This is a genomic window from Achromobacter sp. UBA2119, assembly GCF_002331005.1.
In the GTDB taxonomy this organism is placed as follows: domain Bacteria; phylum Pseudomonadota; class Gammaproteobacteria; order Burkholderiales; family Burkholderiaceae_B; genus Achromobacter; species Achromobacter animicus.
Genome location: NZ_DCYD01000011.1, coordinates 189,268 through 215,626 on the forward strand (window position 1 = coordinate 189,268; position 26,359 = coordinate 215,626).

Here is a 26,359-nt window from a genome sequence, read left to right on the forward strand (position 1 = left end):
ATCAGCGATGCGACATGCGGCGCACGAAGCGGTCGCCCAGGCTCTGGATGGCCTGCACCAGAACGATCAGCACGATCACGACCGCTGCCATGACGTCGGACTGGAAGCGCTGGTAGCCGTAGCGGATCGCCAGGTCGCCCAGCCCGCCGCCGCCGATGGCGCCGGCCATGGCCGAATAGCCGATCAGGCTGACAACGGTCACGATAGTGGCGGCGATGAGGCCCGGCAGGGCTTCGGGCAGCAGCACCTTCATGATGATCTGCATGGGCGAAGCACCCATCGCGCGCGCTGCGGTGACCAGACCCGGATCGACTTCGCGCATGGCGTTTTCGGCGATGCGGGCCATGAACGGAATCGCGGCCACGGACAAGGGCACGATGGCGGCGGTGGTGCCGATGGAGGTCTGTGCCACCAGCCGCGTGAACGGGATGATCGCGACCATCAGGATCACGAACGGCACGGAGCGGGTCGCGTTGATGATGGCGCCCAGCACGTGGTTCACGGGCTGGTTTTCAAGCATGTTGCCGCGCGCGGTCACCGTCAGCGTCACGCCGAGCGGAATGCCGATGACCACCGCGATGGCGCTGGCCACGCCCACCATCAGCAGGGTGTCAAGCAGCGACGTAATAAGCAGGTCGATCAGTTGCGGACTCATGAGCTATTTCTTCAACGGTAATGTCACGGGCGTTCAGGGCGGCGATGCCGTCCTTGAGCGCGGCGGGCGCGCCTTGGGCCAGCACGAACATCGTGCCCACGGCCACGCCCTGGATGTCTTCGACGCGCGCCTGCACCAGGCCCACGTCCAGCGCGAACTGCCGGGTCAGGTCGGACAGGAAGGCGCCCGAGGCGTCGGTGCCGGTCAGCGACAGACGCAGCAGACGCACGGCCTGGCCGGGCTTGGCGGCGGTAAGCGCGCGGATGCGTTCCTGGACGGCGGCCAGCGTGGCGTCGGTCAATTCCGACGCGGTGGCGGCCGACACCATGTTGCGCGTCACATCGTGGCGCGGCTGGGCGAACACTTCGCGCGTGCTGCCGACTTCCACCACCTCGCCCTGCGACAGCACGGCGACGCGGTCGCAGACCTCGCGCACGACTTCCATCTGGTGCGTGATCATGACCACGGTCACGCCGGTCTTGCGGTTGATGTCGCGCAGCAGCGCCAGGATGTTGTGCGTGGTTTCCGGGTCCAGCGCGGACGTGGCTTCGTCGCTCAGCAGGACGTCCGGATTGTTGGCCAGCGCCCGGGCGATGCCGACGCGCTGCTTCTGGCCGCCGCTGATCTGGCTGGGGTAACGGTCGCGCAGATGCTCCAGGCCCACCAGCGCCAGGAGGCGCTCGACGCGTGCCGGGATCTCGGCCTTGGCCACGCCGGCGATTTCCAGCGGCAGGGCCACGTTGCCGTACACCGTGCGGCGCGACAGCAGGTTGAACCCCTGGAACACCATGCCGATACGGCGGCGCTGTTCTCGCAGTTGCGCTTCGTTAAGGCCCGTCAGGGCCTGGCCGCCGATGGAGATGTTGCCTTGGTTGGGACGTTCCAGCAGGTTGATGCACTGGACCAGCGTGCTTTTACCGGCCCCGCTGGGACCGATGATGCCGAAGACCTCGCCCTGCTCGATGTGCAGGTTGATGCCGCGCAACGCCTGGAATTCTCCGTGCGGCGTGGCATAGGTCTTGGATAGGTTCTCGATGTGAATCATGGCAAGCGATTTTGTATCTTTTCTCTTCTAAAGAGAACGACCGTTTTTTCCATTTTTAATAACTACAAGTAATATGAGTTGCCGACGCGGCCCCGCTGCGCTTCTCAAAGGACGCGCAAGTGCCCCGACAACGGCGATCCGGCAAAGACACAAAGGGCAGCCGGGAAGGAAAGCCTTCCTGACTGCCCTTTTAATTGGCGGCCGACGGGCGGCCGATCCGGGTTCAGCGAGCGCGCGAAATGCGGACTTCCGCGCCGCGGCGCTTCACTTCCAGGCCTTCGGACGGCGAAATCCGCAGCCCTTCCAGCCCCTTGATGTAGCTCGAGCCCTGCATCTGCATCACGCGGATCTTGTTGCGCATGACGACCGGGTTATGCACCGGCATGCCGAACATCCAGACCTCGTCCAGGATACGGGCCGAGTTGAACTCGCCCGTATGCTGCGCTGCCGGTCCGAGACAGAGCATGTGACCTTCGCGGCCAAACACTGGGAACTGACCCAGCTCGCAATCGATGGTCCAGGTGGTCCCGCCTTCGTAACGGTGGCCGGTGTTCAGATCCCACCAGGCCTCGCCCTTGGGCAGGTAGACGCGCACCTGATTGCCCGGTTCGGTGACCGGCGCCACCAGCAGGGCCGGACCCAGCAGGTATTGCAGATCCCATTCGTGGGCGTGCGGATCGTTCGGGAACGACAGCGCCATGGAGCGCTGCACCGGCAGGCCGGTACGGGCCGAGTCCTCGATGGCGCCCAGCACATAGGGCACCAGCCGGTAGCGCCACTGCATCCAGGTCTTGGCGTGGGACAGGGTTTCGTCGCCGAAATCCCAGGGCATCAGCCCTTCCACGCCTTGGAACGAGAAATTGGCCGAGAACACGCCGGCGGTCAGCCAGCGCAGGTAAAGCTCGGACGTCATGCCCGAACGATCACGCGCGGCTGAACCGATGTTGTGCACCTGGACGGGCACGCCGCTCGAACCGATCGACAGGGACGTGCGCAGCGTGTGGCGCAGGCCTTCCCAGGTGTTGTCGACCTGGGGCCCCACCTGCCACGGCAGGCGCTGGGCCGCCGGAAAGAGGTCGGCGCTGGGCACCACGCCTTCGGGCGGCACCTTCAGTCCGGCCACCGCGTCGAACAGCGCGCGGCGCACCAGCAAGGGGTACATGGAGCGCAAGGCCGGGCCGGTCTCGCCGTTGCGGGCGGTCACGCCATCGGGGATGGCGATCTGCGCGTCGCAGGCGGGCGCGTCCAGGCCGTCTTCCACCAGTTGGCGATGACGCTCGACCCACAGGTTGTAGATGTCGCGGTAGGTCAGGTCCAGCAAGCCGTAGGGCTGGCCGGACGTGGCGGCATTGCCGTCGAACACCTGGGCGGCGCCGTCGTCCTTGGTCAGCAGCCAGCCGCGGTCTTCCAGCTCTTCGAAGAGCGGACTGGTCTTGATGACGCCCGGAAAGCCGGAGGCCGCCACATGCACGTTGTGCTTGTGAAAGAGCGCCAGCATCTGCTTGGCGTCGGGAAAGCGCTGGGCGTCCCATTCGAAAACCGTTTTGTCCGCCTGAAAGCCCCACGCGATCGGCTGGGCCAGCGTCACGGCGTCGACGGGAATCTGGTTTTCGCGCATGCGCGCCACCAGGGCGACCGTCTGCGTCGGCATTTCGCCGGCAGCCTGCTGCAGCCACGCACCCATTGCCCACAGGACGGGCTGGCCGGCACGGCCGGTCAGCGCGGTGTATTGATTCAGGATTTCGGCGGGTTCGCCGGCAAAGAGGAACAGGTCCAGCACGGCGTCGTCGACGGTCAGCACATAGGCCGAATCCGCGGGCGCGACGCCCACCGAATGTTCCACGCGGCGCATCGTGTTGGCGTAGACGCCCCAACCGCGCGGGCTCCATGCCAACGGCAGCGCACGATGCTCGGGGTCGTCGGAGACCACCGATTCCTCGCGGCGGTTCAGGTCCCCGGGCGTTTCGCCCAGGCCGAACACCCGCTCGTCGGCAGCCAGCGTGAAGCCGGCCGTCCAGACAGCGTCATCGGCCTGGTCCAGCGCGTTGTACCCGAATGCGGGCGTATGCGCGGAAACCTCGGATTCGAAGACGCGGTCTTCGTTGCGGTACAGCGCGACGCGCACAGGGTTGGTCTGAATCTCCAGGGCGACGTCGCCCTGTGTGATTCGCCAGCCGTCCCCGCTTTCGCGGGGCGCGATGGTAGCTTCGCCCACCGCCTCCTGGCGTGCGAGCAGCATTTCGGCCACGGCGCGCACGCGCGCGCCGGGCTTGTCATCATTGAAGTGGTTCGCCTCGCCGCAGCGCAGGCGAAAAACTCCAGGCGCATGCGCCTCGACTACCAGGTGCAACCCATCGCCCGCGTCGAAATCGATGCGACTGGGGCGGGACGTCAGCAACTCGACATTATCGAGCTGGGTAGTATGGGCAAAGTCGAACTTGGGCGGCACAGAGCATCCCCCGGCTTAAGCCAAAAACCATCAAAAGACGCTATTTTGACGGATTTGAGCTTTGAAATAAACTCGATCCCTCTTTTGGACGGTTAATTCATCCAAAAAAGGGGCATGAAGCCCTTGGCCTGCGCCAGGCGCGCAGACGCCGCCGAGTCGCCGAATTGCCGTCCCGAAAGGTCAATTGCGGCCTATTCGCGCCAAATTCCGGCAATTCTTACAATTCTACGCCAGCCCGGCAAAGCCCCCGTCGCGCATTAAATTTTTTTCATCGTGGTGAAACAAGCTGGGCCAGATCGGTCTCCAGCGGCAGCGGTTCGGCCATCAGACGGGCCGCGACCAGGTCTCCCATCAGCGCCGACCACGACAGCCCCCGCGATGCATAACCCGCTGCCAGCCACAAACCCGGGGCATGCGGCAATTCTCCGACCGCGGGCAGACGGCCCGGCAGGACGGCGCGCCACCCAGCCCACCCGGGTAGGCTGCCCGGCACCAGCGCGTCGAATGCCGGAAAACGGCCATCCAGCAGCCCGGCCGCCTTGCCCAGCGTGACGCCCTGCCCTTCGGCGCCCACCACGGCCTCGGCGGCGCCGTGGACATAAGTGCTGCCGACGACGCAGCCCACGCCGATGTCCGGCAACAGATACCCCTCGCCCCCGACGATGCACCGCGGGCCTCCGTCCAGGGCCGCGGCGGGGATCAAGGTGACTTCACCGGCCAGTGCGTGCATCTGGGCGACGCGGGGCAGCGGGTCAAGCAGGCCGCTGGCCGCCAGCACCTCGCGCGAACCGGCGGCATTGGCCAGGATCACGGTGTCGGCCCGGGCCAGCTCCGCACCGGACGCGTCCAGCACGCGCCACCCCTGGCCCGCAGACGACGCCCGCTCGGCGCGACCGGGGATCACCACCGCGCCGGACGCTGACAGCAACGCGTCGATCAGCAGCCCCGGCTGCACCAGCATCCCTTGCGAAAAGAACACGCCGCCCCGCGCGACCGGCAGTCCGGCCAGTGCGCTGGCTTCTTCGCGCGACACCTGGCGCACCCAATCCGACGGAAACGCCAGCGCTTCCAGGGTGCCGGCCAGCGTCGCCGACCGGCCCGCGTCCCGCTCGACCTGGACGGTGCCGCACACCCGTGGCGCCGCGCCGCCCGGCAGACCCTGCCAGCGCGCCATCGCCCGCTCGCTGCCCGCCCGCGACAGCCGCGCCCGTGCGTTGTCATCCCGCGCGACCACCGGTGTAAGCGCCGCAGCCAAGTGGCCGGCATGCGCCGGCGCGCCCAGCGACCGGGCGGCGTCCAATACAGTGACGCGCCAGCCTCGGCCCGCCAGCGCGTGAGCAATGCCCGCACCGGCCAGCCCCGCGCCCACGACCACCGCATGCCGTTCCGATGAGACTGCCGCCGGCAGCGCCGCACTTCCGGCCTGGAGGACCCGCCCCACCGTCATGTGCCATTTGCCCCCATATCCGGGCGCCCGCCGCACGTCGAAGCCGGCATCGGCCAGATTGCGGCGCAGTTCGCCGGTGCAGGCCCACGTGGCGACCGTGGCGTCCGGCGCCGCCAGGCTGGCCAGCGCGCGCAACAGCGGCGGCGCCCACATCTCGGGGTTGCGCTCGGGCGCGAAGCCGTCCAGGAAAAACGCGTCCACCCGTGCGCCCAGGCGCGGCGCCAGCACCTGCGCATCGCCAAAGCCCAGCGTCAGCGTGACGGCGCCGTTCTCGAATTCCAGCCGATGCAGTCCCGGCAGCAGCGCCGGCCACTGCGCAGCCAGGGCGCGCGCCAGCCCTGCCAGCGGCTCGGGCGCATGGCGCGCCAGCAGTGCGGCCAGGTCGTCCCGGGAAAATGGGTGCGCTTCCATCGAGACGACGTGCAAAGCCGCAGACCGTTGCGGATCGTCCCGCCACGCTTTCCACAGCGCCAGGAAGTTCAGCCCCAATCCAAAGCCCGTCTCGCAGACGGTGAACGAGGCGCGCCCCCGCCAGCGCTCCGGCAGTCCGTTGCCGCGCAGGAAGACGTGTTCAGCCTGGCCCAGCGCCCCCGACGGCGAGTGATAGACATCGCCATAGACGGAACTGACCAGCCTGCCGTCGGCATCGACATCAACCTTTGCGGGAACCAGCGGAACGTAAGTCACAGACATCCAGCCCAATAAATACAAACACGATGAAGCGCGAATTATCGGGCCACCGGCCGATTCGCGTTGGATGCGCACCACGCGGCCCAATGGATTAGTCCGTTTGCCACGGGTTTGACGCATGGACGGGCTTACACTGGGCCTATGGATACCTACGATCAGCCCCAATCGCTGGCTTCGCCCATCGACCTGTGCGCCGCGATCGACGCGGCGGTCACGGCCGCCCATGCCGGCGCAGCCATCCTGCAATCCTACGCGCACCACCGCGCCGATCTCGTGATCGATCGCAAGGCCCGCAACGATCTCGTATCGCAGGCGGACCGCGAGGCGGAGGCCGCGATCATCCAGGAATTGAAGGCCCGCACGCCCAAGTTCGGCATCGTCGCCGAAGAAACGGGCGGCAAGGCGCAAGGCGCGGCCACCTGGTACATCGACCCGCTCGATGGCACGACCAACTTCCTGCACGACATCCCGCACTACGCCGTGTCCATCGCCCTGATCGCGCACGCAGGCACGTCGATGTCGGCCAACGAAACCCTGGCCGTGGACACGCCGGTCATCGGCGTGGTCTACGACCCCTGCCGCGAAGAGCTATTCACGGGCGTGTACGGCGTGGGCGCATGGCTGAATGGCCGGCGGATCTCATGCTCGCGCACGCAGACGATCGAAGACGCCGTGCTGGCCACGGGCTTCCCGTTCCGCGACTTCTCATTTGCCGCGCAGTACATGCCAATGTTGCATGACGCCATCAACCGGTCTCGCGGCGTGCGCCGCATGGGCGCCGCCGCGCTGGACCTGGCCTGGACCGCCTGCGGCCGATACGACGGCTACTGGGAAATGGGCCTGGCGCCCTGGGACGTGGCTGCGGGCACGCTGATCCTGCGCGAAGCGGGCGGTGTCTGCACCGACATGCACAAGCAGGATCCCTGGCCGATCGGCGGGCGCGTCGTGGCGGGCAATCCCGCCATCGAACGCGCGCTGCATGAAATGATTGCCCCGCATCTGAACAAGCAGGGCTGAAATGCAAACCGCAGGCAGCCAAACGGCGGCCTGAACACCGGAGGCCGCCTTGCGCGGCCTCTGGCGCTTTACGCGGACGTCTTGGCGGATGCCGCAGCGGCCTGCGCGTCCGGCCGCAGCTCGCGGCGCAGGATCTTGCCCACGTTGCTCTTGGGCAGTTCGTCGCGGAACTCCACGAAGCGCGGGCGCTTGTAGCCCGTCAGCTTGTCCTTGCACCACTGCTGCACCTGTTCTTCGGTCAGCGCCGGGTCCTTCTTCACGACGAACACCTTGACCGCCTCGCCGGAGTGCTCATCGGGCACCCCGATCGCCGCGCACTCCAGCACGCCGGGATGCTGCGCGACCGCCGCCTCCACTTCGTTCGGATAGACCTTGAATCCGGACACCGCAATCATGTCCTTCTTGCGGTCCACGATGCGCGTGTAGCCCTGTTCGTCCATGATGCCGATGTCGCCCGTACGGAAGTAGCCGTCGGCCGTCATCGAATCGCGCGTTTCATCAGGCTTGCGCCAGTACCCCAGCATGACCTGCGGCCCGCGGATGCCGACTTCGCCGCGTTCGCCAAGCGGCACCTCGTTGCCGGCATCGTCCAGAATCGCCACATCCGTCGACGGCAACGGCAGCCCGATGGAACCGGAATACGCCGTCGCATTGGTGGGATTTACCGTCGCGACCGGCGACGTCTCGGACAGGCCGTAGCCTTCGATCAGCGGCCGCCCGGTAATCTTCAGCCAGCGTTCGGCCACCTGCTGCTGCACGGCCATCCCGCCGCCCAGCGTCAGCCGCAGGCCGGAAAAATCAAGCTTCGCAAAGTCTTCGTTGTGCGCCAGCGCGTTGAACAGCGTATTGACGCCCGGAAACAGATTCACCGGCGTCTTGCGCCATGCGTTGATCAGCGACGGCTGATCGCGCGGATTGATGATGAGCACGTTGCGCATGCCCGCATGCAGGGCATACAGGCCGCAGACCGTCATGGCGAACACGTGATACAGCGGCAGCGCGCTGATGATGGTGAGCTGCTGGTCCGCCAGGTCATGCACGACCGGCTGCGCCACCGCTTCGGTCTGCAGCACGTTGGCCACCAGATTGCGGTGCGACAGCATCGCGCCCTTGGGCACACCCGTGGTGCCACCCGTGTATTGCAGCACCGCCACGTCGTCCATGGAAATGGACGGCGGATTGAACGGCAGGTGCGCGCCTTCATGCAGCAGCTTGGGCAGCGCGTGCGCGCCGTCGATGTGCCACGCAGGCACGATCTTCTTGATGTAGCGCGCGGCCAGGTTGACCAGCGACGCCTTCAGGCCGCCAAGCAGATCACCCGGGCCGGTCACGACGATGTGGTTGAGGTCGCCGCGATTGGAGACCTGCTGCAAGGTATGTGCGAAGTTTTCCAGGATGACGATGACGGACGCGCCGCTGTCCAGCAATTGCCGCTGCAGTTCGTCGGCGGTATAGAGCGGATTGACGTTCACCACGGTCATGCCCGCGCGTAGCGATCCCAGCATGCACACCAGATACGCCGGCACGTTGGGCATCATCAGCGCCACGCGCGCGCCCTTTTCGAGGTTCAGGCCTTGCAGCCATGCTGCAAACGCGCGTGCCTGCCCGTCCAGCTGCGCATAGGTGATGTTGCTGCCCATCGCCGTGCAGGCGATGCGTGATGCGTAACGCTTGCAGGCCCGGTCCAGCAAGTCGGTGAGCGAGGAATAATCCTCGGTGGAGATCTCCGCAGGAACGCCTTGGGGATACTGAGCAAGCCACGGACGCGTCATGGTATTTGTCTCCATTAAATTGATTTTTGAATGATGATACCCTTTGTCCGTTCCCCATATTCCGCCCGAGTTCGCTCATGAAACTCCTTGAACCCATCGTTGCCTGGCACCAGGATATTTCCAAGATCCGACGCGATATCCACGCGCATCCCGAACTGGCCTTCGAAGAGTTCCGCACCGCCGACGTGGTGGCGGCCAAGCTCGAGGAATGGGGCATCGAGATCCATCGCGGATTGGGCGGAACTGGCGTCGTCGGCATCATCCGCGGCAACCAGCCCGGCGATCGCGCCGTGGGCCTGCGCGCCGACATGGACGCGCTGCCGATGCAAGAGGTCAACACCTTCGCGCATGCCAGCCAGAACGAAGGCAAGATGCACGCCTGCGGCCACGATGGCCACACCGCCATGCTGCTGGCCGCGTCCCAATACCTGGCCGCGAACCGCGATTTCGCGGGCACGGTTTATGTGATCTTCCAGCCCGCCGAGGAAGGCGGCGGCGGCGCCAAGCGCATGATCGACGACGGCCTCTTCACGCAATTCCCGATGGAAGCAGTATTCGGCATGCACAACTGGCCCGGCATGAAGCCCGGCCAGTTCGGTCTGACGCCCGGCCCCATCATGGCCTCCAGCAACGAATTCTCGATCGTCATCAAGGGCAAGGGCACGCATGCCGGCATGCCTCACCTTGGCATCGATCCCGTCATGGCCGCGGTGCAGATGGCGCAATCGCTGCAGACCATCGTCACGCGCAACCGCAATCCGCTGGATGCGGCGGTGCTCAGCATCACGCAGATCCACGCGGGCAGCGCCGACAACGTCGTACCCAACCACGCCGAATTGCGCGGCACGGTGCGCACGTTCACGCTGGACGTGCTGGACCTGATCGAACGCCGTATGGAAGAGATCGCCCGCCATACCAGCGCGGCGATGGACTGCGAAGTCGAATTCACGTTCCAGCGCAACTATCCCCCCACGATCAACCACGCCGACGAAGCCGCGTTCTGCGCCGACGTGCTGCGCGACATCGTCGGCGCGGACAACGTCAACGCCAACGTGCAGCCGACCATGGGCGCGGAAGATTTCGCCTTCATGCTGCAGGAACTGCCGGGCTGTTACGTGTGGATCGGCAACGGCACTGGCGAGCACCGCGACAGCGGCCACGGACTGGGCCCCTGCATGCTGCACAACGGCAGCTACGACTTCAACGACGATCTGCTGCCGCTGGGCGGCACCTACTGGGTGCAGCTCGCGCTCAAGCGCCTGGCCAAGGCCTGAACGGGCCGACTACTTAGTTACCCGACGTCCTGCCCGCCGACCGCCAGGCACATCGCCAGAAAGCGTTCGGCGGCGCGGGCAGCCGCATCGGCATGCGGCACCAGGATGCTCAGCGTTCGCGTCAGCGGCTTGGGCAACAGGCGCAGGGCCGCCAGCGCCCCGTCTTCGTGACGCATCGACATCACGGACACGAAGCCCACGCCCAACCCCGCACGCACGGCCTGCTTCACCCCTTCCACCCCCGCCAGCTCCAGGCCCACCGACGGCGCCAGACCGCCATCGCTGAACGCCCGTTCCACCAGCCGGCGCACGCCGGAACCGGGTTCGCGCATCACCAGCGGCGACCCCGCCAGATCCCGTAGCGTCACGGCGCCCTTGCCCGCCAGGGCGTGATCCGCCCGCACGATCGCCACTACTTCGTCCTGCCGCCATGCGTGCACCGCCGTGTCGGCGGGCAGTCCGGCGGGCACGTCGCCTTCGATGAACGCCAGGTCCAGCGCCGGCAGGCGATCCACGATCTCGCGCGTATTGCCGTCCGAAAGATGCAGGCTGACGGCCGGAAACGCTTGGCGAAAGTCCGCCACCAGGCGGGGCAGCAGGTAGCTGGCCGGCGTGGTGCTGGCGCCCAATCGCAATGCACCGGTTTCCAGGCCACGCCAGGATTCCCGCACGGCCTGCGCCTGCCTGTACACCTGGCGCAACTGCCGCGCCTGCTCGGCCAGGCGCTCGCCGGCTTCGGTCAGCGCGATGCCGTGGCCGCTGCGGCGGTACAGCGGTTCGCCAAACCATTCCTGCAAGGCGCGCAGCTGGCCGGACACCGCCGGTTGCGACAGATGCAACGCTTGGGCGGTGCGGCTGATGTTGCCGGTATCGGCGACTGCGGCAAACGTGAGCAATTGATCCGGCGTCATGGGCTCGATATCAGAATTTCTGATATTCAATATTTAGATTGAAGATTTTTCAAATAATACGGCCGGATCTAATATTTCGTCTAGTTATGTAGTTATGCCCAAAGGGCCAGTAATGAACACCTCCACCACGACTGCCGTCCCCCTTCCCGCCAGTCCGGCGGCCCCTGTTGCCGCAGCCCCCGCCGCCGCGGCCACGCCATGGCGCGACAAGCTCAACGGCGTGCTGTTCGTGGGCCTGATGGCCGGCGCGGTGATGCAACTAGCCGATCTGCCCTTCATCCGGCAGCTCGGTTTTTCGCCGCTGGTCGTGGGTATCGTCGTCGGCATGCTGTATGGCAACTTCCTGCGCGGCACCATGCCCGCGGACTGGGGCGTCGGCGTGAATTTCACCGCGCGCCGCCTGCTGCGCATCGCGGTCGCCTTCTACGGCCTGAACATCAGCATCCAGCAGATCGCCGCCGTCGGCATGCCGGGGCTGGCCGTGTCCGTGGCGGTGGTGGTGGGCACGCTGCTGATCGGCACCGTCGTCGGCCAGCGCCTGCTCGGACTGGATCGCGACACCGCCATGCTGACCGCCGCGGGCAGCGCCATCTGCGGCGCCGCCGCGGTGCTGGCGTTCGAACCCACGCTGCGCGCCGCCCCTCACAAGAGCGCGGTGGCTGTCGCGACCGTGGTGCTGTTCGGCACGCTGTCGATGTTCCTGTATCCGGTCTTCTATCACGCCGGCTGGCTGAACTTCGATACGCAGGCGCTTGGCATCTACATCGGCGGCACGGTTCACGAAGTGGCGCAGGTCGTGGGCGCCGCCAGCAACATCGACCCCGCCACCACCGAGGTCGCCACCATCGTCAAGATGACCCGCGTGGCGCTGCTGGTGCCCGTGCTGCTGGTGCTGGGCATGTACCTGCGCAGCGCCGCCTCCCATGCGGGCGGCCAGGGCAAGAGCGCCAAGCTTCCGATCCCCTGGTTCGCCGTCGGGTTCCTGGTGCTGGCCATCATCAATTCGCTCGACATCATTCCCGCCGATATCGTCGCGGCCATCCGCCGGCTCGACGTCTTCGCCCTGACCATGGCCATGACCGCGCTGGGCATCGAAACGCGCTTCGCCCAGATCCGCAAGGCCGGCCCGCGCGTGATGGCCCTGGGCTTCATCCTTTACGTCTGGCTGTTGGCTGGCGGCTACGGGATCGTCAAACTGGCCACCTGATGGCCGCGCCGGGCCGGGCGGCGGGCGCCGACGCGCACGCCGCCGTCTCGTTTTTCCTGCATAATCGGCTGGTTCTCTAGCATTGGAGTCGGCCGCATGACCTCCAGCACCAAAACCCCGTTTACGACTCTGCCTGCCCATCGCGACGCGGTGTTGCGCGTCATGCCGATGCCGGCCGATGCGAACATCCACGGGGACGTTTTTGGCGGCTGGATCATGGCTCAGGTCGACATCGCCGGGTCCATCCCCGCCGCCCGCCGCGCCGCTGGCCGTGTCGCCACCGTGGCGGTCAATGCCTTCCAGTTCAAAGAGCCCGTGTTCGTGGGCGACCTGCTCAGCTTCTACGCCGCCATCGTCAAGACCGGCACCACGTCCATCACGGTCTCCGTCGAGGTCTACGCGGAACGCCAGCGGCTGGACGCCGAAGTCGTCAAGGTCACCGAGGCCACGCTGACGTATGTCGCCACCGACGAAGCGCGGCGCAGCCGCCCTCTTCCCACACTCTGAGCCGTAACGCATGACGCAGTCCGCCGCCGCGCAGAAACCGCCCGCGACGCCACGCCGCCTCGACCCGGAAGACGCCCAGACCGCCCTGGCTGAAGTCCAGGAGCGCCTGCGGCGCCAGCAGCTTGTCGAAGACCTGGTTCACCGCCAGGAAGAAGGCGACGCCAAGGCTCCCCTCGTCGAAGACCTGGTGCACCGCCAGCACGAGGCCGAGCTCAAGACGCTGGTCGACAACCTGCACCCGGCCGATATCGCCTTCATCCTCGAATCGCTGCCCAAGGACGAGCGCCAGGCGATCTGGAAGCTGGTCAGCCCCGAGCACGACGCGGACGTCCTGCTCGAAGTCGAAGACTGGGTCCGTGAATCGCTGATCGAAGCGATGGACCGCCAGGATCTCGTCGCCGCGACCGAAAGCATGGACGCGGACGAGCTCGCCGACCTGGCGCCCGACCTGCCGCCCGATGTGGTGGCCGAAGTCCAGAAGGGTCTGACCGAGGAAGAACGCGCGCAGCTGCTGGAAGCCATGGGCTATCCGGAAGACAGCGTCGGCGCCATCATGGACTTCGAGATGGTGCGCGTGCGCGAGGACGTCACGCTCGAGGTCGTGCTGCGCTACCTGCGCCGGCTGCACGAACTGCCCGATCACACCGACCAGATCTTCGTCGTGGACCGCCAGGACAAGCTGCAGGGCATTTTGCCCTTGTCGCGCCTGTTGGTCAGCGAGCCCGAAACCGAAGTGCGGGCGGTCATGAATTCCGACTTCCTGACGCTGAACCCGCTGGACTCCGACGCGGACGCCGCCGGCGCCTTCGAGCGCTACGACCTGGTTTCTGCCCCCGTGATGGACGACCAGGGCCGGCTGATCGGCCGCGTCACCATCGCCGACGTCGTGGACGTGATGCGCGAAGACTCGCAGGAACAAGCGCTGTCGCGCGCCGGTCTGCAGGAAGAAGACATCTTTGCCCCCGTCAGCACCGCGCTGCGCAACCGCGCGCCGTGGCTGCTGTTCAACCTCTGTACTGCCGCCACGGCCTCGTTCGTGGCGTCGCAGTTCGAGGGCACGGTCAGCCAAATCGTCATCCTGGCGTTCCTGATGTCGATCGTGGCCGGCATCGGCGGCAACTCGGGCAACCAGACCATGACGCTCATCATCCGGGCGCTGGCCATGGGCCGGATCACCGGTCGCAACCTGTGGCAGCTCGTCAAGCGCGAGCTGTTCGTGACCTTGCTGGTGGGATTGTGCGGCAGCCTCGTGGCCGCCCTGTTCGCGTGGGTGATCTCGCGCTCGCTGTCCATCGCGCTGGTGATGATGGCCGCCATGATCTGCAACATGCTGGTCGGCGCCTCGGTCGGCGTGTTGGTGCCCATGGTGCGGGCGCGCTTCGGCAAGGACCCGGCAATGGGCTCGTCGGTGCTGCTCACGTTCGCCACCGATTCGCTCGGCTTCTTCATCTTCCTGGGCCTGGCCACGATCTTTCTTTTGTAGCGCTGCCACCACATCCATGCGCCGCATCGGATGGCCGCAGCCCCTGCCGCCCCCCGGTGACAGCCCGCTGACAGGGAAGATGACACGCGCTCCGTTACAGTAACGGAACTGTCATCTTTACCTGGGTCCTGCGATGACCGCCAGATTCCGCGCCGCGCTGCTCTGCGTACTGTTGTCCGTTTTCACCGTTTCCGCACACGCCTGCGACGGCATGCCCTCGTGGGCCCAGTCGGCGTGCAATCGCATCGACCAGATCTGGTCCGAAGGCGGCAACGACCTCTATGTCAGCGGCTGGGCCTGGCACAACCGCGCCAAGTACAGCGCCGACAAGATCGACAGCTTCCGCGAACTTGCCTGGGGCGGCGGCTACGGCCGCAGTATCTACGATGAAGACGGCGACTGGCAGGGCCTGTACGCCATGGCGTTTCTGGACTCGCACTCCAAGGTGCAGCCCATCGCCGGCTATGGCTTTCTGAAGATCGGCCAGGTCAGCGACAACTTCCGGCTCGGCGCGGGCTACACCGTGTTCCTCACCGCGCGCCACGACATCATGAGCTACGTGCCGTTTCCCGGCATCCTGCCGTTGGTCAGCGCGGGCTACAAGGACGCCATGCTTTACGCGACGTACATCCCGGGCTCAAGCGGCGCGGGCAATGTGCTGTTCGTGTTCGGCCGCTGGCAGTTCTGAAACGCGTCAGAACGCGTGGCCCAGCTTGCGCACCAGATCGCCCAGCCGCCAGTCGTCGATGCCATGCGCACGCAGCGCGCGCGCCGTTTCCACCACGTAGTCCAGGCACGGTCCGGAATGTCCGACCGCATTGCGCACGGACGTCAGCAGGCGGTCGTCGCAGAGATCGGCGGCATACTCGCGGCAGGCGCGATTCAGCAGGAACACCAGTCCACGCACCGGCGCGGCCTCGGTGTGACAGGTCAGCCAGCGCGGACGGTAGGCGCCCGTGACCATCTCCCGGCGCCATAAGGCTTCAAAGACCTGCGGCACGTCGCTGGCCGCGATCTGAAAGGCCACGCCGCGGCAGCAACCGCCGCGATCCAGTCCGAACACGAGACCAGGATTGTCCGGCGACCCGCGGTGGTCATGCGACCACAGGCACAGCGAACGGTGATAGCCCCGCACGGTGGCCAGGCGCCGTTCGCGCCAGGCAAACCCGGGATGCCAGATCAGGGAACCGTAGGCAAACACCCACAGGTCGTCGACGCCGTTCCAGCCGGTCAGGAGGTCATCCACCGATGCTGCTTGCCGCGATTCTTGCATTCCGGCGCAGCCGGCGGGCACTGCCAACGACATAGGGTCCTCTGATATCCCGATTCACTCCAAGACTGGAGTGAGCGATATCCTACGCCGCCCCCCGCGCAAAAGCATTGCCAGATTGGGCCCGCGCAACACGCAGAAAGAAATTTGCATCCGCGGCGGCGGGGGACCCAGGAAAAAATTTGCGCGCGCCGCGGCTAGACCGCGCCCAGCGGCAATTCCGTGGTGCTTTTGATGACTTCCATCGAGAAGCTGGCACTGACGTCCAGCAGATCCACCGCGCCGATCAGCCGTCGGTAGAAGCGGTCGTACGCCGCCATGTCCTCGACCACCACCTTCAGCAGATAGTCTACGTCGCCGGCCATGCGATGGAATTCGACCACGTTGGGCAAGGCCATCACGGCATTGATCAGGCTTTGCGTCCATTTCTCGTTGTGCTGGCTGGTGCGAATGGACACGAACACCGTCAGGTTCAGGCCCAACGCGCGCGGATCCAGCAGGATGGCATTGCGCGCGATGACGCCGTCGTCCTTCAGCTTCTGGATCCGGCGCCAGCACGGCGTCACGGAAAGGTTCACCTGTTCGGCCACTTCCGCAACCGAGCAGGTGGCGTCCTTTTGCAGCAGCGCGAGTATCTTCAGGTCCGTCTGGTCCATGGGATGTCTTGACGCCATCAATAAGTCCCGGGGTAGCCGCCCCCGTCGATCAGCAGGCTCTGCCCCGTCATGTAACCCGAGTGCGCCGAGCAGACATACGCGCACAACGCACCCAGTTCCTCGGGCTGGCCATATCGGCCGGCGGGATTGCTGCGCGCCCGCTCGTCCCACAACTGCTCGAACGTCTTGCCGCCCTGCTCCACCATGCCCTGGATGTGCCGGGTCTGCGCATCGGTGGCGAAGGCGCCCGGCAGCAGATTGTTGATGGTGACGTTGTGCCGGACCGTCTGGCGCGCCAGGCCGCCCACGAAGCCGATCAGGCCCGAACGCGCACCGTTGGACAGCCCCAGCTCGGCATGCGGCGCCTTCACGCTGCGCGACACGATATTGACGATACGCCCGAACCGACGCTCGACCATGCCGTCCACCACGCGGCGGATCATGTCGATCGGTCCCAGCATCATGGCGTCGAGCGCGGCGATCCAGTCGTCACGCGACCAATCGCGGAAGTCGCCCGGCAGCGGGCCGTCGGCGTTGTTGATAAGGATGTCGGGATGCGGACAGGCGGCGATTGCCGCGTCGCGCCCCTCGGCAAGCGTCAGGTCGGCCGACACCCAGCCCACGCCGATGCCGGTTTCGCGCGATATGTCGGCGGCGGCCTGTTCAAGCGTCTGCGGATTGCGCGCCGCGATGGTCACGGCCACGCCTTCGCGCGCCAACTGCAGGGCGCAGGCGCGCCCCATGCCGCGGCTGCCGCCAAACACCAGTGCTTTTTTGCCGCTGATCCCCAGGTCCATGCCTGCCCTCTCTGCTGTCGCGTTGACGGCGCCGGACCTCCGCGGCCCGCCGCTCCGAAGCGGTCCAGTATAGGAGCGCGCCCGCCGGCAGGGAATTTTTTTCTAATCGGACCGGCCAAGAAAAATGGGGCCCCGCGAGGGGCCCCATCGGCAATGCAGCGCGCTGCGCTTACCGCATCAACCCATCCATTGGCTCACGGGCGCCGCGGTGTCCTGCAGCGGCTGCGCGATCACGTCGATCAGCGCAGGGCCGTCGTGCTCCATGGCGGCCTTGATCGCGGCGTCCAGCTTGGACGGGTCCTCGACACGCCACGCCTTCACGCCATAGGCCTCGGCGATACGCGCATGGTCGGTGCGATTGAAGTCCACGCTGTAGTAGCGCTTGTCGTAGCCGGCCTTCTGGCTGGCCTTGATCCAGCCGTAGACCGAATTCGAGAACACCACCATCAGCAGCGGCGCCTTGTGGCGCACGATGGTTTCCAATTCACCCACCGTGAAGCCGAAGCTGCCGTCGCCCATCACCGACACGCACTTCGATTGCGGACGGCCGACCCAGGCGCCCAGCGCCGCCGACATCGAAAAGCCCAGCGCGCCGTGGGCGCGGTTGGTGATGAAGTGGCGGCCGGGACGCGAGACGTCGTAATAGGCCGAAAAATACGGGCACGGCGTGCCGGGGTCCGCGCAGACTACCGCGTCGTCGGGCAGCAGGCGGTTCAGCGACTGCACCACGCGCTCGGGGCGGATCGGCGCGTCCAGGCTGGCGGCCAGCGGCTCAAGCTGCGCGCGGCGCGCTTCCTTGGCGCGCCCGGCCAGCACCGCGCCGTCGGTCGCATCGGATGGCCGGTGCTTGATGCGCGCCTGCACTTCGGCGGACAGCGCTTCGAGGGCCAGCTTGGCATCGCCCACCAGACCGACTTCGGTCAGGTAGTTGGCGCCGATCACCATCGGGTCGATGTCGATGTGCAGGATCGGCACGTTGCGGTTCGGGAAGCGCCAGTGCTCGGTCGAGGTCGACCCGGCGCGGCAGCCCACGAAGAGCACCACGTCGGCAGCCGCCACCACATCGCGCGTCGCCATCACGCCGCCGTTCGATCCCACCACGCCTGCATTCAGCGGATGGGTGTCGGCCAGGCTGCCCTGCCCGCTCACCGTCACGCACACTGCCGCCTTCAAGGCCTCGGCAACTTCTTGCAACGCGCCGCAGGCGCCGGCGATGACCACGCCGCCGCCGCAGATGATCACGGGCGAGCGCGCCGCCACCAGGCGTTGCGCGGCGCGCGACACGTCGGCGGGATCCGGCGCGAAGCGCATGGCGGGGAAGCTGCCGTGCTCGGGCTGCGCCCACACGTCGGACGCATCCACTTCCTGCTTCATCACGTCATAGGGAAAGCACAGGTGCGCGGAGCCGGGCTTGCCGGTCGTCATGGCGCGGAAGGCCGCGCGCACCATGCCCGGAATTTGGTCCGCGCAGTCGATCGTGCGGTTCCACTTGGTCAGCGGGCGGTAGAGCGCCTCCTGGTCCAGTTCGGTCAGCGGATACTTGCCGCGCGAGCCGACGGCCACGTCCGACGTGATGCCCAGCACGGGAATCGACGACTCGTTGGCTTCGACCAGACCAGGCAGCAGATAGGTCGCGCCGCCGCCGCTCGGGCCTTCGCACACGCCGACCTTGCCGGTCACGCGTGCATAGGCGTCGGCCATGTAGGCCGCGCTGCGCTCGTCACGCGTCAGGATGTGCTGCATGCCGTGGTCCAAGCGGTACAGCGCGTCATAAAGCGGCAGCGTGGTGTCGCCGCACAGGCCAAAGATATGTTTGACGCCGTTGTGTTGCAGCATCCGCACCATCGCTTCGGCGCCGTTCATGTGTTCCATGTCATCTCCACGTAATTCGGGAGCCGGGCCGGGGCGGCTGTCAGCCGCCCCGGCACGACGCCGTTCAGTTGTCCAGATTGATGTTGCTGCTCTTGATGAAGGCGCTCCAGCGGTCATACTCCGACTTCACGTACGCATCCAGCGCAGGACCATCAGACGCAACGATCTCAAAGCCCGCTTCCGTGATCTTCTTCTTGATCTCAGGATCGGCCAGCACCGCCTGGAAATCGGCCGTCAGCTTCTTGACGGTGGCTTCCGGCGTGCCCTTCGGGGCGAACATGCCGCTCCACGAATAAGCGACAAAGCCGGGAAAGCCCGATTCGGCCACGGTGGGCACGTTGGGCAGTTCGGGCAGGCGCTTTTCACCGGCGACGGCCAGCGGCTTGATCTTGCCGGCCTGGATCTGGCCACGCAGCGCGGCAAAGCTCAGCCACGTCATGTTGGCCTGCCCGCCGACGACGGCCTGAATGGCCGGTCCGCCGCCGCCATACGGCACGTGCAGCAGCTCAACCTTCGACAGCCGCTTGAGCTCTTCGGGCGCCAGATGGTTCAGCGAGCCCACGCCCGTGGACGCATAGTTGAACTTGTTGGGCGGCTGCTTGGCGGCTGCCGCCAGGAACTCCTTCAGGTTGTCCCCAGGCACGCTCGGATTCGCGCCGATCACCAGCGGAAAGCGCACCGTCTGCCCGATGGCGACAAAATCCTTGAACGTGTCGTACGGCAGCTTGGGCTTCACGGCCGGGTTGATGCCGTGGTTGTCGAAGCTGACCAGCAGCGTGTTGCCGTCCGGTTCGGCGCGCGCCACGAACGCCGTGGCGATCTGGCTGGCAGCGCCCGGACGGTTCTCGACCACCACCGCGCGGCCGCCCATCTGCTGCGACAGGCGCGGCTGCAGGATGCGCGCCAGGATGTCGGTGCTGCCGCCCGGCGGATACGGCACGACGAGAATCAGCGGCCGTTCCTCGGCCATCGCCGGCGCGGCGACAAAGGCGCCCCCGGCCGCGGCCAGCGTGCATACCGCCGCCAGCGCCCGCTTGATCGTTCTATTCATCAGTTTTCCCCTGCTGTTGTGGTGTTGGCCGGCACTACCGTGGCGGGTTCGGCCTGGTCCCGCATGTAAATCGTTGAAAAGCCCGTGCGGATGACGTCGGTGATCTGGTCCAGCCGGCGGCCGATATGCGCGCTGATGAGGCCGGGCAAGGCCTCGATGGCGCGCTTTTGCAGCGCGTCCACGATGCGCAGGTGCTCGCCTTGCGTATGGCTGCGGCGTCCTTGTTGCATGTCGATCCAGCGCACGAAATGAATGCGCGCGTTGACGCTTTCCAGCGCCCGCACGAATTCTTCATTGCGCGAGTAGCGCGCCAGCGCCAAGTGAAAGGCTTCGTCCAGTTCCAGCAGCCGGGCGGCGTCGCTGTCATCGGGCTCGTCGCGCGAGCGTTCGACGAAGGCGCGCAGGCTGGCAAGCTCCTCGTCGGTGGCGCGCTCGCAGGCTGCACGCACGATGCCGGCTTCCAGCACCGCGCGGTATTCATAAAGACTGTGGATCTGCTTGGCGTCCAGCAGGCGGGCAATGAAGCCGCGATTGACCGCGCGCGTCAGAAATCCTTCGACCATCAACTGGTTCAGCACCTCGCGCAGCGGCGTGCGGCTTACGTGCAGCCGGCGCGCAAGCTCAACCTCGTTGATGCGTTCACCCGGCTTGAACTCAAAGCGCACCGCCATGGCCTTGACGGCGCCATACAACTCGGCCTGCCCGGCCGAGGTGCGGGCCGCGCGGGCAACGGGGGTGGCTGCAGGTTGGGAGAGCGTCATACCGGATCGCCTGTGGCAATGCTCCAGTCGGGATGAAGTGCATACTAAAGTGCATACACTTTGACGGACAACCCGGGTTTGCCCCAGGCGGGCACCCTTTTCACGGTCGTCGCCCACGGCCGCCTCGTGACGGGGACGGGCAGGTATGAAAAAGCCCGCCAGGCGGCGGGCTATGGGCAAGCAGTCGGTACGTGGAAGGCTTACAGCCCGGTATCCAGCATGTAATGCGCGCCATCGCGATTTTCGAGGGTCAGCGTGGACAGGACAGGCGTCTGCGCAGCGTCATCCTGCTGAACGTGAATGCGCAGGTTCGCCAGCGGCACGTCCCAGCCGCCGTTGGCGGCTTCGGCAGTCACCCCGGCCACCAGCGCCAGACGCTCAGCCACGCCGCGGGCGTCCGCCGCGCGCGCATCGATACGATGCAGGCTGCGGGCGCCATTGGGATGCGCCATCAGCTCGGGCGACCAGACGCACTCTGGCGTCAGGTGTCGGCAGAAATACATGCGAATGCCGGGCAAGGGCTGCTCGGCAAATCGCACGGTATGGAAACGGGCCTGGACTTCCTGACCGTCCAGCATGGCCGGACGGGTCAGTTCCTGGACGGGATTGACGGCAAAGCCGGCGTCCTGCAGCCGCTTGTAGGTGGCCTCGGCGTCATAGGTCCGGAACACCAGCGCTTCCAGACCAAACGGCGAATCGGCAATTTCCTTGCGCGCGGGCGGCGCGCCCGGCGGCCAACCCAGCAATTCGACGTACGTGCCTTCCAGCACGATCAGGCGATTGCACGACCCCAGGTTGTGCACAGCCTTGTCGCTAAGGTGAAACCCCTGCCGTTCGTAATGGGGCGCCAGCGCATCCAGCCGGTCTCGCACCATGACGACGGCGTGGTCGAATTCAGTACGGCCGACAGAATGCAGCATGAAGGCTAACCCCTTTTATCAGACCAGCTTACCGTGGCACTGCTTGTACTTCTTGCCGCTGCCGCACGGGCACGGATCGTTGCGGCCGACCTTGGGCAGTGCGTTGCGCGCGGGTTGCGCACCCGTTTCCTGCGCATCGGAAGCCAGCGCCTCGTCGTAGTCCGAGTGGTGATACTGCACGTTCTGCACGTGCGACTGCGCCGCTTCGGCTTCGGCCTGCTCGACCTGTTCCGACGATTGCACGCGCACCGTCATCAGCACCTTCACCACGTCGTCGCGCACGCGTTCCAGCATGCCCGAGAACAGTTCGAAGGCTTCGCGCTTGTATTCCTGCTTGGGGTTCTTCTGTGCATACCCGCGCAGATGGATGCCCTGACGCAGGTAATCCAGCGCCGACAGGTGCTCGCGCCAGTGCGTGTCGATCGCCTGCAGCATGATCGAGCGCTCGAACTGCGACCACGATTCCTCGCCCACCTGGTCGACCTTGGCCTGGTACGCATCGCGCGCCGCGGCCACCACGCGTTCGCGCAGTTCTTCGTCGTTCAGGTTGGGTTCTTTTTCCAGCATCTCGGTCAGCGGCAGATGCAGGTGCCAGTCGGCTTCCAGCGCCTTCTGCAGCGCGGGGATGTCCCACTGTTCTTCCACCGATTCCGGCGGCACGTACGTGTTGAACAGATCGGTCACCGCGGCGTCGCGCAGGTTCTGCACGGTTGCGCTGACGCTGGCGGCTTCCAGCACGTCGTTGCGCTGCGAGTACAGCACCTTGCGCTGGTCGTTGGAAACGTCGTCGTATTCCAGCAATTGCTTGCGGATGTCGAAGTTGCGGCCTTCGACCTTGCGCTGCGCAGTCTCGATCGAGCGCGTGACCATGCCGGCCTCGATGGGCTCGCCCTCGGGCAGCTTCAGGCGTTCCATGATGGCGCGCACGCGGTCGCCCGCGAAGATGCGCATCAGCGAGTCTTCCAGCGACAGGTAGAAGCGGGACGAGCCCGGATCGCCCTGACGGCCGGCACGGCCGCGCAGCTGGTTGTCGATACGGCGCGATTCATGGCGCTCGGTGCCGATGATGCGCAGGCCGCCCGCAGCCTTGACCTGATCGTTCAGCGGCTTCCATTCGGCGCGGATCTTTTCGATGCGCGCGGTCTTTTCGGCTTCGGACAGCGATTCGTCGGCGCGGATCAGGTCGACCTGCTTGTCGACACTGCCGCCCAGCACGATGTCGGTACCGCGACCGGCCATGTTGGTGGCGATCGTGATGTGGCCCGGCTTGCCGGCTTCGGCCACGATCTCGGCTTCGCGGGCGTGCTGCTTGGCGTTCAGGACCTCGTGCGGCAGCTTGGCCTTTTTCAGCAGGCCCGACAGCAGTTCGGAGTTCTCGATGCTGGTGGTGCCCACCAGAACGGGCTGGCCGCGCTGGTGGCAATCGCGGATGTCTTCGAGGATGGCGTTGTACTTTTCGCCGTCCGTCTTGAAGACCTGGTCGTTCTGGTCTTTACGGACCATGGGCTTGTTGGTCGGGATGATGACCGTTTCAAGCCCGTAGATTTCCTGGAATTCGTACGCTTCCGTGTCGGCCGTGCCGGTCATGCCGGACAGCTTTTCGTACATGCGGAAGTAGTTCTGGAACGTGATCGACGCCAGCGTCTGGTTCTCGTGCTGGATCTTCACGCCTTCCTTGGCTTCGACGGCCTGGTGCAGACCATCGGACCATCGGCGGCCCACCATCAGGCGGCCCGTGAATTCGTCCACGATCACCACTTCGCCGTCCTGCACGACGTACTGCTGGTCGCGGAAGAACAGGGTGTTGGCGCGCAGCGCCACCATCAGGTGGTGCATCAACGCAATGTGGCGCGGGTCGTAGAGCGATTCGCCTTCGGGCAGGATGCCCAGACGGGCAAGAATGCCTTCGGCGTGTTCGTGGCCGGCTTCCGACAGGTAGACCTGCTGGCTCTTTTCGTCGACCCAGTAATCGCCTTCGGGTTCCGGCTCCTGCGGCTTGGGCTCGTGCGCCATGCGCGTCAGCAGCGGCGGCACCGCATTCATGCGGACGTAGAGTTCGGTGTGGTCTTCGGCCTGGCCGGAGATGATCAGCGGCGTGCGGGCCTCGTCGATCAGGATCGAGTCCACTTCGTCGACGATGGCGTAGAACAGCACGCGCTGGCGGCGGTCTTCAACACGGAATTCCATGTTGTCGCGCAGGTAGTCGAAACCGAATTCGTTGTTGGTGCCGTACGTGATGTCGGCAGCGTACGCGGCCTTCTTTTCGTCGTTCGGCTGCTGCGGCACCACCACGCCGGTGGACATGCCCAGGAACCGGTACAGGCGACCCATCCATTCGGCGTCGCGGCGGGCCAGGTAGTCGTTCACCGTGACCACGTGCACGCCCTTGCCGGCGATGGCGTTCAGGTAGACGGGCAGCGTCGCCATGAGCGTCTTGCCTTCACCCGTGCGCATTTCGGCGATCTTGCCGTTATGCAGGGCGATGCCGCCCAGCATCTGCACGTCGAAGTGCCGCATGCCGAACACCCGCTTGCCGGCTTCGCGCACAACGGCGAAGGCTTCGGGAAGCAGATCGTCCAGGGACGTGCCCTGGGCGTGGCGGGAGCGGAATTCGTCGGTCTTGGCCGCCAGTTCCGCGTCGGAGAGCGCGGAGATCTTGGGTTCGAGCCCATTGATCTGGGTTACCAGCTTGCGATACTGCTTAAGCAGCCGGTCGTTGCGGCTACCTATGAGTTTTTTGAGCAGAGAAACCATGCGTATGTCGGCCGCACGAGCCACACCACACCCGAAGCGCTTGGGGCAGCGTCACCCGTGACTTGATGTTATTGGTTGAGCGGGGGTCCGCCGGGAAACGAACCAGTTTAACGCACCTGGAGCGTAATAGCCTGGACCTATGACCAGGGTAGCACTGTCGGCCGGTTTGACTGGCCAACCCGCGAAGGGTTCAAGGCGCGGCAGCCTGCGCGACGGCGGGCGGCGCGTGCTGAGGCTGCGGCCCCAGGAAGAGGCGCGGATCCAGCGGCTGTCCGGCAAGGCGGACCTCGAAATGCAGGTGCGGGCCGGTGGATCGGCCAGAGCTGCCGACGCGCGCGACCTGCTGGCCGCGCTCGACCAGATCGCCCTGCTTGACCAGCAACGACGACGCATGGGCGTAGCGGGTGATCAGGCCGTCGCCGTGGTCGATCTCGACCATGTTGCCAAAGCCGGGCGCCCACTTGGCCTCGAGCACCACGCCGCCGGACGCGGCCAGGATCGGCGTGCCGGAGGGCGCCGCGAAATCCAGCCCTTCGTGCATGGCCGAGCGGCCCGTCACCGGGTTGCGGCGCCAGCCATACGAGGACGACAGATAGGGGTAATCGGTGATCGGCATGGCGGTCGGCATGCGCGCCTGATCCGCCGAACGCTTGGTGAGCGCCGCGTCCAGCAACTTCAGGTTGTCAGTCTGCTGCGACAGCCGTGCCTGGATCTCGTCGAGCTGCCGGCCCAGCGCCTCGGCCGACGCCGCGCTGGGCGGCGGATGGTCGGTAAATAGGTCGTCCATGACCTGCGTGGCCTCGGGATGCGCCGGCGCCTCGGGCTGCGCCGACGCCAGCTGCTGGGCCAATTCGGGGTCGGTGTAGGCCACGCCCGCCACTTTGGCCACGCGCTGGCCCAAGCCGTCGATGCTGACCAGCTTGGCCTGCAGCGCGCCGACCTTCGAAGCCAGCAAGTTCATGTTTTCACGCAGGAAATCGGCGTCGCGCCCAGGCTGCTCAGAGAGCGGCCATCCCATCGTGTGGACGGCGGGAAGGATCGGAGTGATGTATCGTTGAAGCGCTGCGCCAAAAATGGCCGCGGTAATCAAGGCGCCCCCCAGGAACAACGCCAGTCGCGCGCCGCCCAGGGTGAAATGCCCGTCCTGCCCGTCGCGGGCGTGCATAATCACGATCTTCAAGGTTTGCTTCCTAATTCTTTTAAAGCCGGCATGAATAGACCCGCTTCATACCGTCAACGTTCCAGTACCAGCCGGCGCGTAGAAAATACCGCCCTGGGATGGCTGGGTCATGACATGCGGGGCGCCGGTGTATTGGCGACTGCCCGCAAGCATCTGCAAATTCAATACGCGGTGGCGGCGGTGTTGCCCGCCCCGCTGGGTGCTGTGTGCCAGGTCGCCAAGCTGGAAAACCTGTGTCTGCACCTGGTGGTGCCGACCGCCGCGCATGCGGCCAAGATGCGTCAATTGGCGCCGCGCATCGCGCGGTCACTGGCGGACCAGGGCTGGAACCTTAACGAAATTGCCATCAAGGTACAAGCGGGGTTACCCAAGCCCGGCGCCCGTCAGCCGCGCCCTCCCACAGAGGCGCAGCCGTTGAACGACAAGGCTCTAGGTGCGTTCGAAACGCTGCACGGCAATCTGCGGCCAGGTCCGTTGGCCGATGCCGTCGCCAAGCTCTTGAAGCATCACAAGAGTAGCTGAGCAACCCGGCTTTGTCCGGCAACTCAAAGGGCCGGAAACGTCGCGAAACCAACTTTTCAGACCGATGGCCGGATGGTTGGCTACCGGATTGCGACTATCGCGCGAGGGGATGACGGCCA

22 protein-coding genes are annotated in these 26,359 nt (G+C 66.0%); 7 read left to right on the forward strand and 15 right to left on the reverse strand.

The features are described 5' to 3' along the window. Position 1: 1 nt before the first annotated feature. The 4 genes from B3098_RS10970 to mnmD all read right to left on the reverse strand — a co-directional run bounded on the left by B3098_RS10970 (position 2) and on the right by mnmD (position 6,289). A complete protein-coding gene (locus tag B3098_RS10970) occupies positions 2–655 on the reverse strand; it encodes a methionine ABC transporter permease (protein WP_105237380.1) in 654 nt (217 codons plus the stop codon). Beyond that, entirely contained in the window at positions 612–1,700 is a 1,089-nt protein-coding gene (locus B3098_RS10975; protein ID WP_175125598.1) for a methionine ABC transporter ATP-binding protein, read from the reverse strand. Before B3098_RS10975 ends, B3098_RS10970 begins: the two co-directional genes overlap by 44 nt. Positions 1,701–1,923: 223 nt before the next feature. Then, complete coding sequence (locus tag B3098_RS10980; protein ID WP_175125599.1) at positions 1,924–4,149, reverse strand: glycoside hydrolase family 31 protein; 2,226 nt, start codon at positions 4,147–4,149, stop codon at positions 1,924–1,926. 268 nt (positions 4,150–4,417) lie between these two features. Then, positions 4,418–6,289 (reverse strand): tRNA (5-methylaminomethyl-2-thiouridine)(34)-methyltransferase MnmD, encoded by a 1,872-nt coding sequence (gene mnmD / locus B3098_RS10985; RefSeq protein WP_286895955.1) that lies wholly within the window; start codon positions 6,287–6,289, stop codon positions 4,418–4,420. A 138-nt stretch (positions 6,290–6,427) separates the two neighbouring features. On the opposite strand from mnmD, the gene B3098_RS10990 reads away from it, so the two are divergent. Continuing rightward, positions 6,428–7,303, forward strand: coding sequence for an inositol monophosphatase family protein (locus B3098_RS10990; RefSeq protein WP_279974755.1), 876 nt, complete (start codon positions 6,428–6,430; stop codon positions 7,301–7,303). 68 nt (positions 7,304–7,371) lie between these two features. Here B3098_RS10990 and B3098_RS10995 read toward each other — a convergent pair whose 3' ends face one another. Next, a complete protein-coding gene (locus tag B3098_RS10995) occupies positions 7,372–9,075 on the reverse strand; it encodes an AMP-binding protein (protein ID WP_286895958.1) in 1,704 nt (567 codons plus the stop codon). Between the two features lie 77 nt (positions 9,076–9,152). Between B3098_RS10995 and B3098_RS11000 the strand changes: the two genes are divergently transcribed. Then, positions 9,153–10,349, forward strand: coding sequence for a M20 aminoacylase family protein (locus B3098_RS11000; protein ID WP_175125608.1), 1,197 nt, complete (start codon positions 9,153–9,155; stop codon positions 10,347–10,349). 17 nt (positions 10,350–10,366) lie between these two features. Here the strand turns inward: B3098_RS11000 and B3098_RS11005 are convergent, their stop codons facing one another. Continuing rightward, positions 10,367–11,260 carry a LysR family transcriptional regulator gene (locus tag B3098_RS11005; protein WP_279974754.1) on the reverse strand — a complete coding sequence of 298 codons (894 nt, stop codon included), beginning with the start codon at positions 11,258–11,260 and terminating at the stop codon, positions 10,367–10,369. A gap of 112 nt (positions 11,261–11,372) precedes the next feature. On the opposite strand from B3098_RS11005, the gene B3098_RS11010 reads away from it, so the two are divergent. From B3098_RS11010 to pagP, 4 genes are all read left to right on the forward strand, one after another. Further along, on the forward strand, positions 11,373–12,467 hold the full coding sequence (locus tag B3098_RS11010) for a YeiH family protein (protein WP_279974753.1): 1,095 nt from the start codon (positions 11,373–11,375) through the stop codon (positions 12,465–12,467). A gap of 96 nt (positions 12,468–12,563) precedes the next feature. Further along, a complete protein-coding gene (locus tag B3098_RS11015) occupies positions 12,564–12,974 on the forward strand; it encodes an acyl-CoA thioesterase (protein ID WP_056569253.1) in 411 nt (136 codons plus the stop codon). A gap of 10 nt (positions 12,975–12,984) precedes the next feature. Next, positions 12,985–14,457, forward strand: a complete 1,473-nt coding sequence (gene mgtE / locus B3098_RS11020; RefSeq protein ID WP_175125612.1) for a magnesium transporter — start codon at positions 12,985–12,987, stop codon at positions 14,455–14,457. Between the two features lie 133 nt (positions 14,458–14,590). Next, positions 14,591–15,145 carry a lipid IV(A) palmitoyltransferase PagP gene (gene pagP, locus B3098_RS11025; RefSeq protein WP_175139409.1) on the forward strand — a complete coding sequence of 185 codons (555 nt, stop codon included), beginning with the start codon at positions 14,591–14,593 and terminating at the stop codon, positions 15,143–15,145. 6 nt (positions 15,146–15,151) lie between these two features. On the opposite strand, the gene B3098_RS11030 is transcribed toward pagP, so the two are convergent. The 9 genes from B3098_RS11030 to B3098_RS11070 all read right to left on the reverse strand — a co-directional run bounded on the left by B3098_RS11030 (position 15,152) and on the right by B3098_RS11070 (position 25,703). Then, complete coding sequence (locus B3098_RS11030) at positions 15,152–15,763, reverse strand: gamma-glutamylcyclotransferase (RefSeq protein ID WP_376784653.1); 612 nt, start codon at positions 15,761–15,763, stop codon at positions 15,152–15,154. Positions 15,764–15,924: 161 nt separating this feature from the next. Then, entirely contained in the window at positions 15,925–16,383 is a 459-nt protein-coding gene (locus tag B3098_RS11035) for an Lrp/AsnC family transcriptional regulator (RefSeq protein ID WP_056569264.1), read from the reverse strand. 17 nt (positions 16,384–16,400) lie between these two features. After that, complete coding sequence (locus B3098_RS11040; RefSeq protein WP_175139410.1) at positions 16,401–17,180, reverse strand: SDR family oxidoreductase; 780 nt, start codon at positions 17,178–17,180, stop codon at positions 16,401–16,403. Positions 17,181–17,357: 177 nt separating this feature from the next. Continuing rightward, positions 17,358–19,052 carry a thiamine pyrophosphate-binding protein gene (locus tag B3098_RS11045; RefSeq protein ID WP_286895967.1) on the reverse strand — a complete coding sequence of 565 codons (1,695 nt, stop codon included), beginning with the start codon at positions 19,050–19,052 and terminating at the stop codon, positions 17,358–17,360. Between the two features lie 64 nt (positions 19,053–19,116). Further along, positions 19,117–20,103, reverse strand: coding sequence for a tripartite tricarboxylate transporter substrate binding protein (locus B3098_RS11050; RefSeq protein ID WP_175139411.1), 987 nt, complete (start codon positions 20,101–20,103; stop codon positions 19,117–19,119). Continuing rightward, positions 20,103–20,864: a GntR family transcriptional regulator gene (locus B3098_RS11055; protein WP_286895970.1), complete on the reverse strand. Its 762-nt coding sequence runs from the start codon at positions 20,862–20,864 to the stop codon at positions 20,103–20,105. Before B3098_RS11055 ends, B3098_RS11050 begins: the two co-directional genes overlap by 1 nt. A gap of 200 nt (positions 20,865–21,064) precedes the next feature. After that, the gene (locus B3098_RS11060) at positions 21,065–21,784 is read right to left on the reverse strand and encodes a VOC family protein (protein ID WP_279974750.1); all 720 of its coding nucleotides are present in this window, start codon (positions 21,782–21,784) and stop codon (positions 21,065–21,067) included. An 18-nt stretch (positions 21,785–21,802) separates the two neighbouring features. Beyond that, positions 21,803–24,538, reverse strand: coding sequence for a preprotein translocase subunit SecA (secA, locus tag B3098_RS11065; RefSeq protein ID WP_175125631.1), 2,736 nt, complete (start codon positions 24,536–24,538; stop codon positions 21,803–21,805). A gap of 190 nt (positions 24,539–24,728) precedes the next feature. Next, entirely contained in the window at positions 24,729–25,703 is a 975-nt protein-coding gene (locus tag B3098_RS11070) for a M23 family metallopeptidase (protein ID WP_175125681.1), read from the reverse strand. 129 nt (positions 25,704–25,832) lie between these two features. On the opposite strand from B3098_RS11070, the gene B3098_RS11075 reads away from it, so the two are divergent. Beyond that, on the forward strand, positions 25,833–26,240 hold the full coding sequence (locus B3098_RS11075) for a DciA family protein (RefSeq protein WP_175125683.1): 408 nt from the start codon (positions 25,833–25,835) through the stop codon (positions 26,238–26,240). The last annotated feature ends 119 nt before the right edge of the window (positions 26,241–26,359 follow it).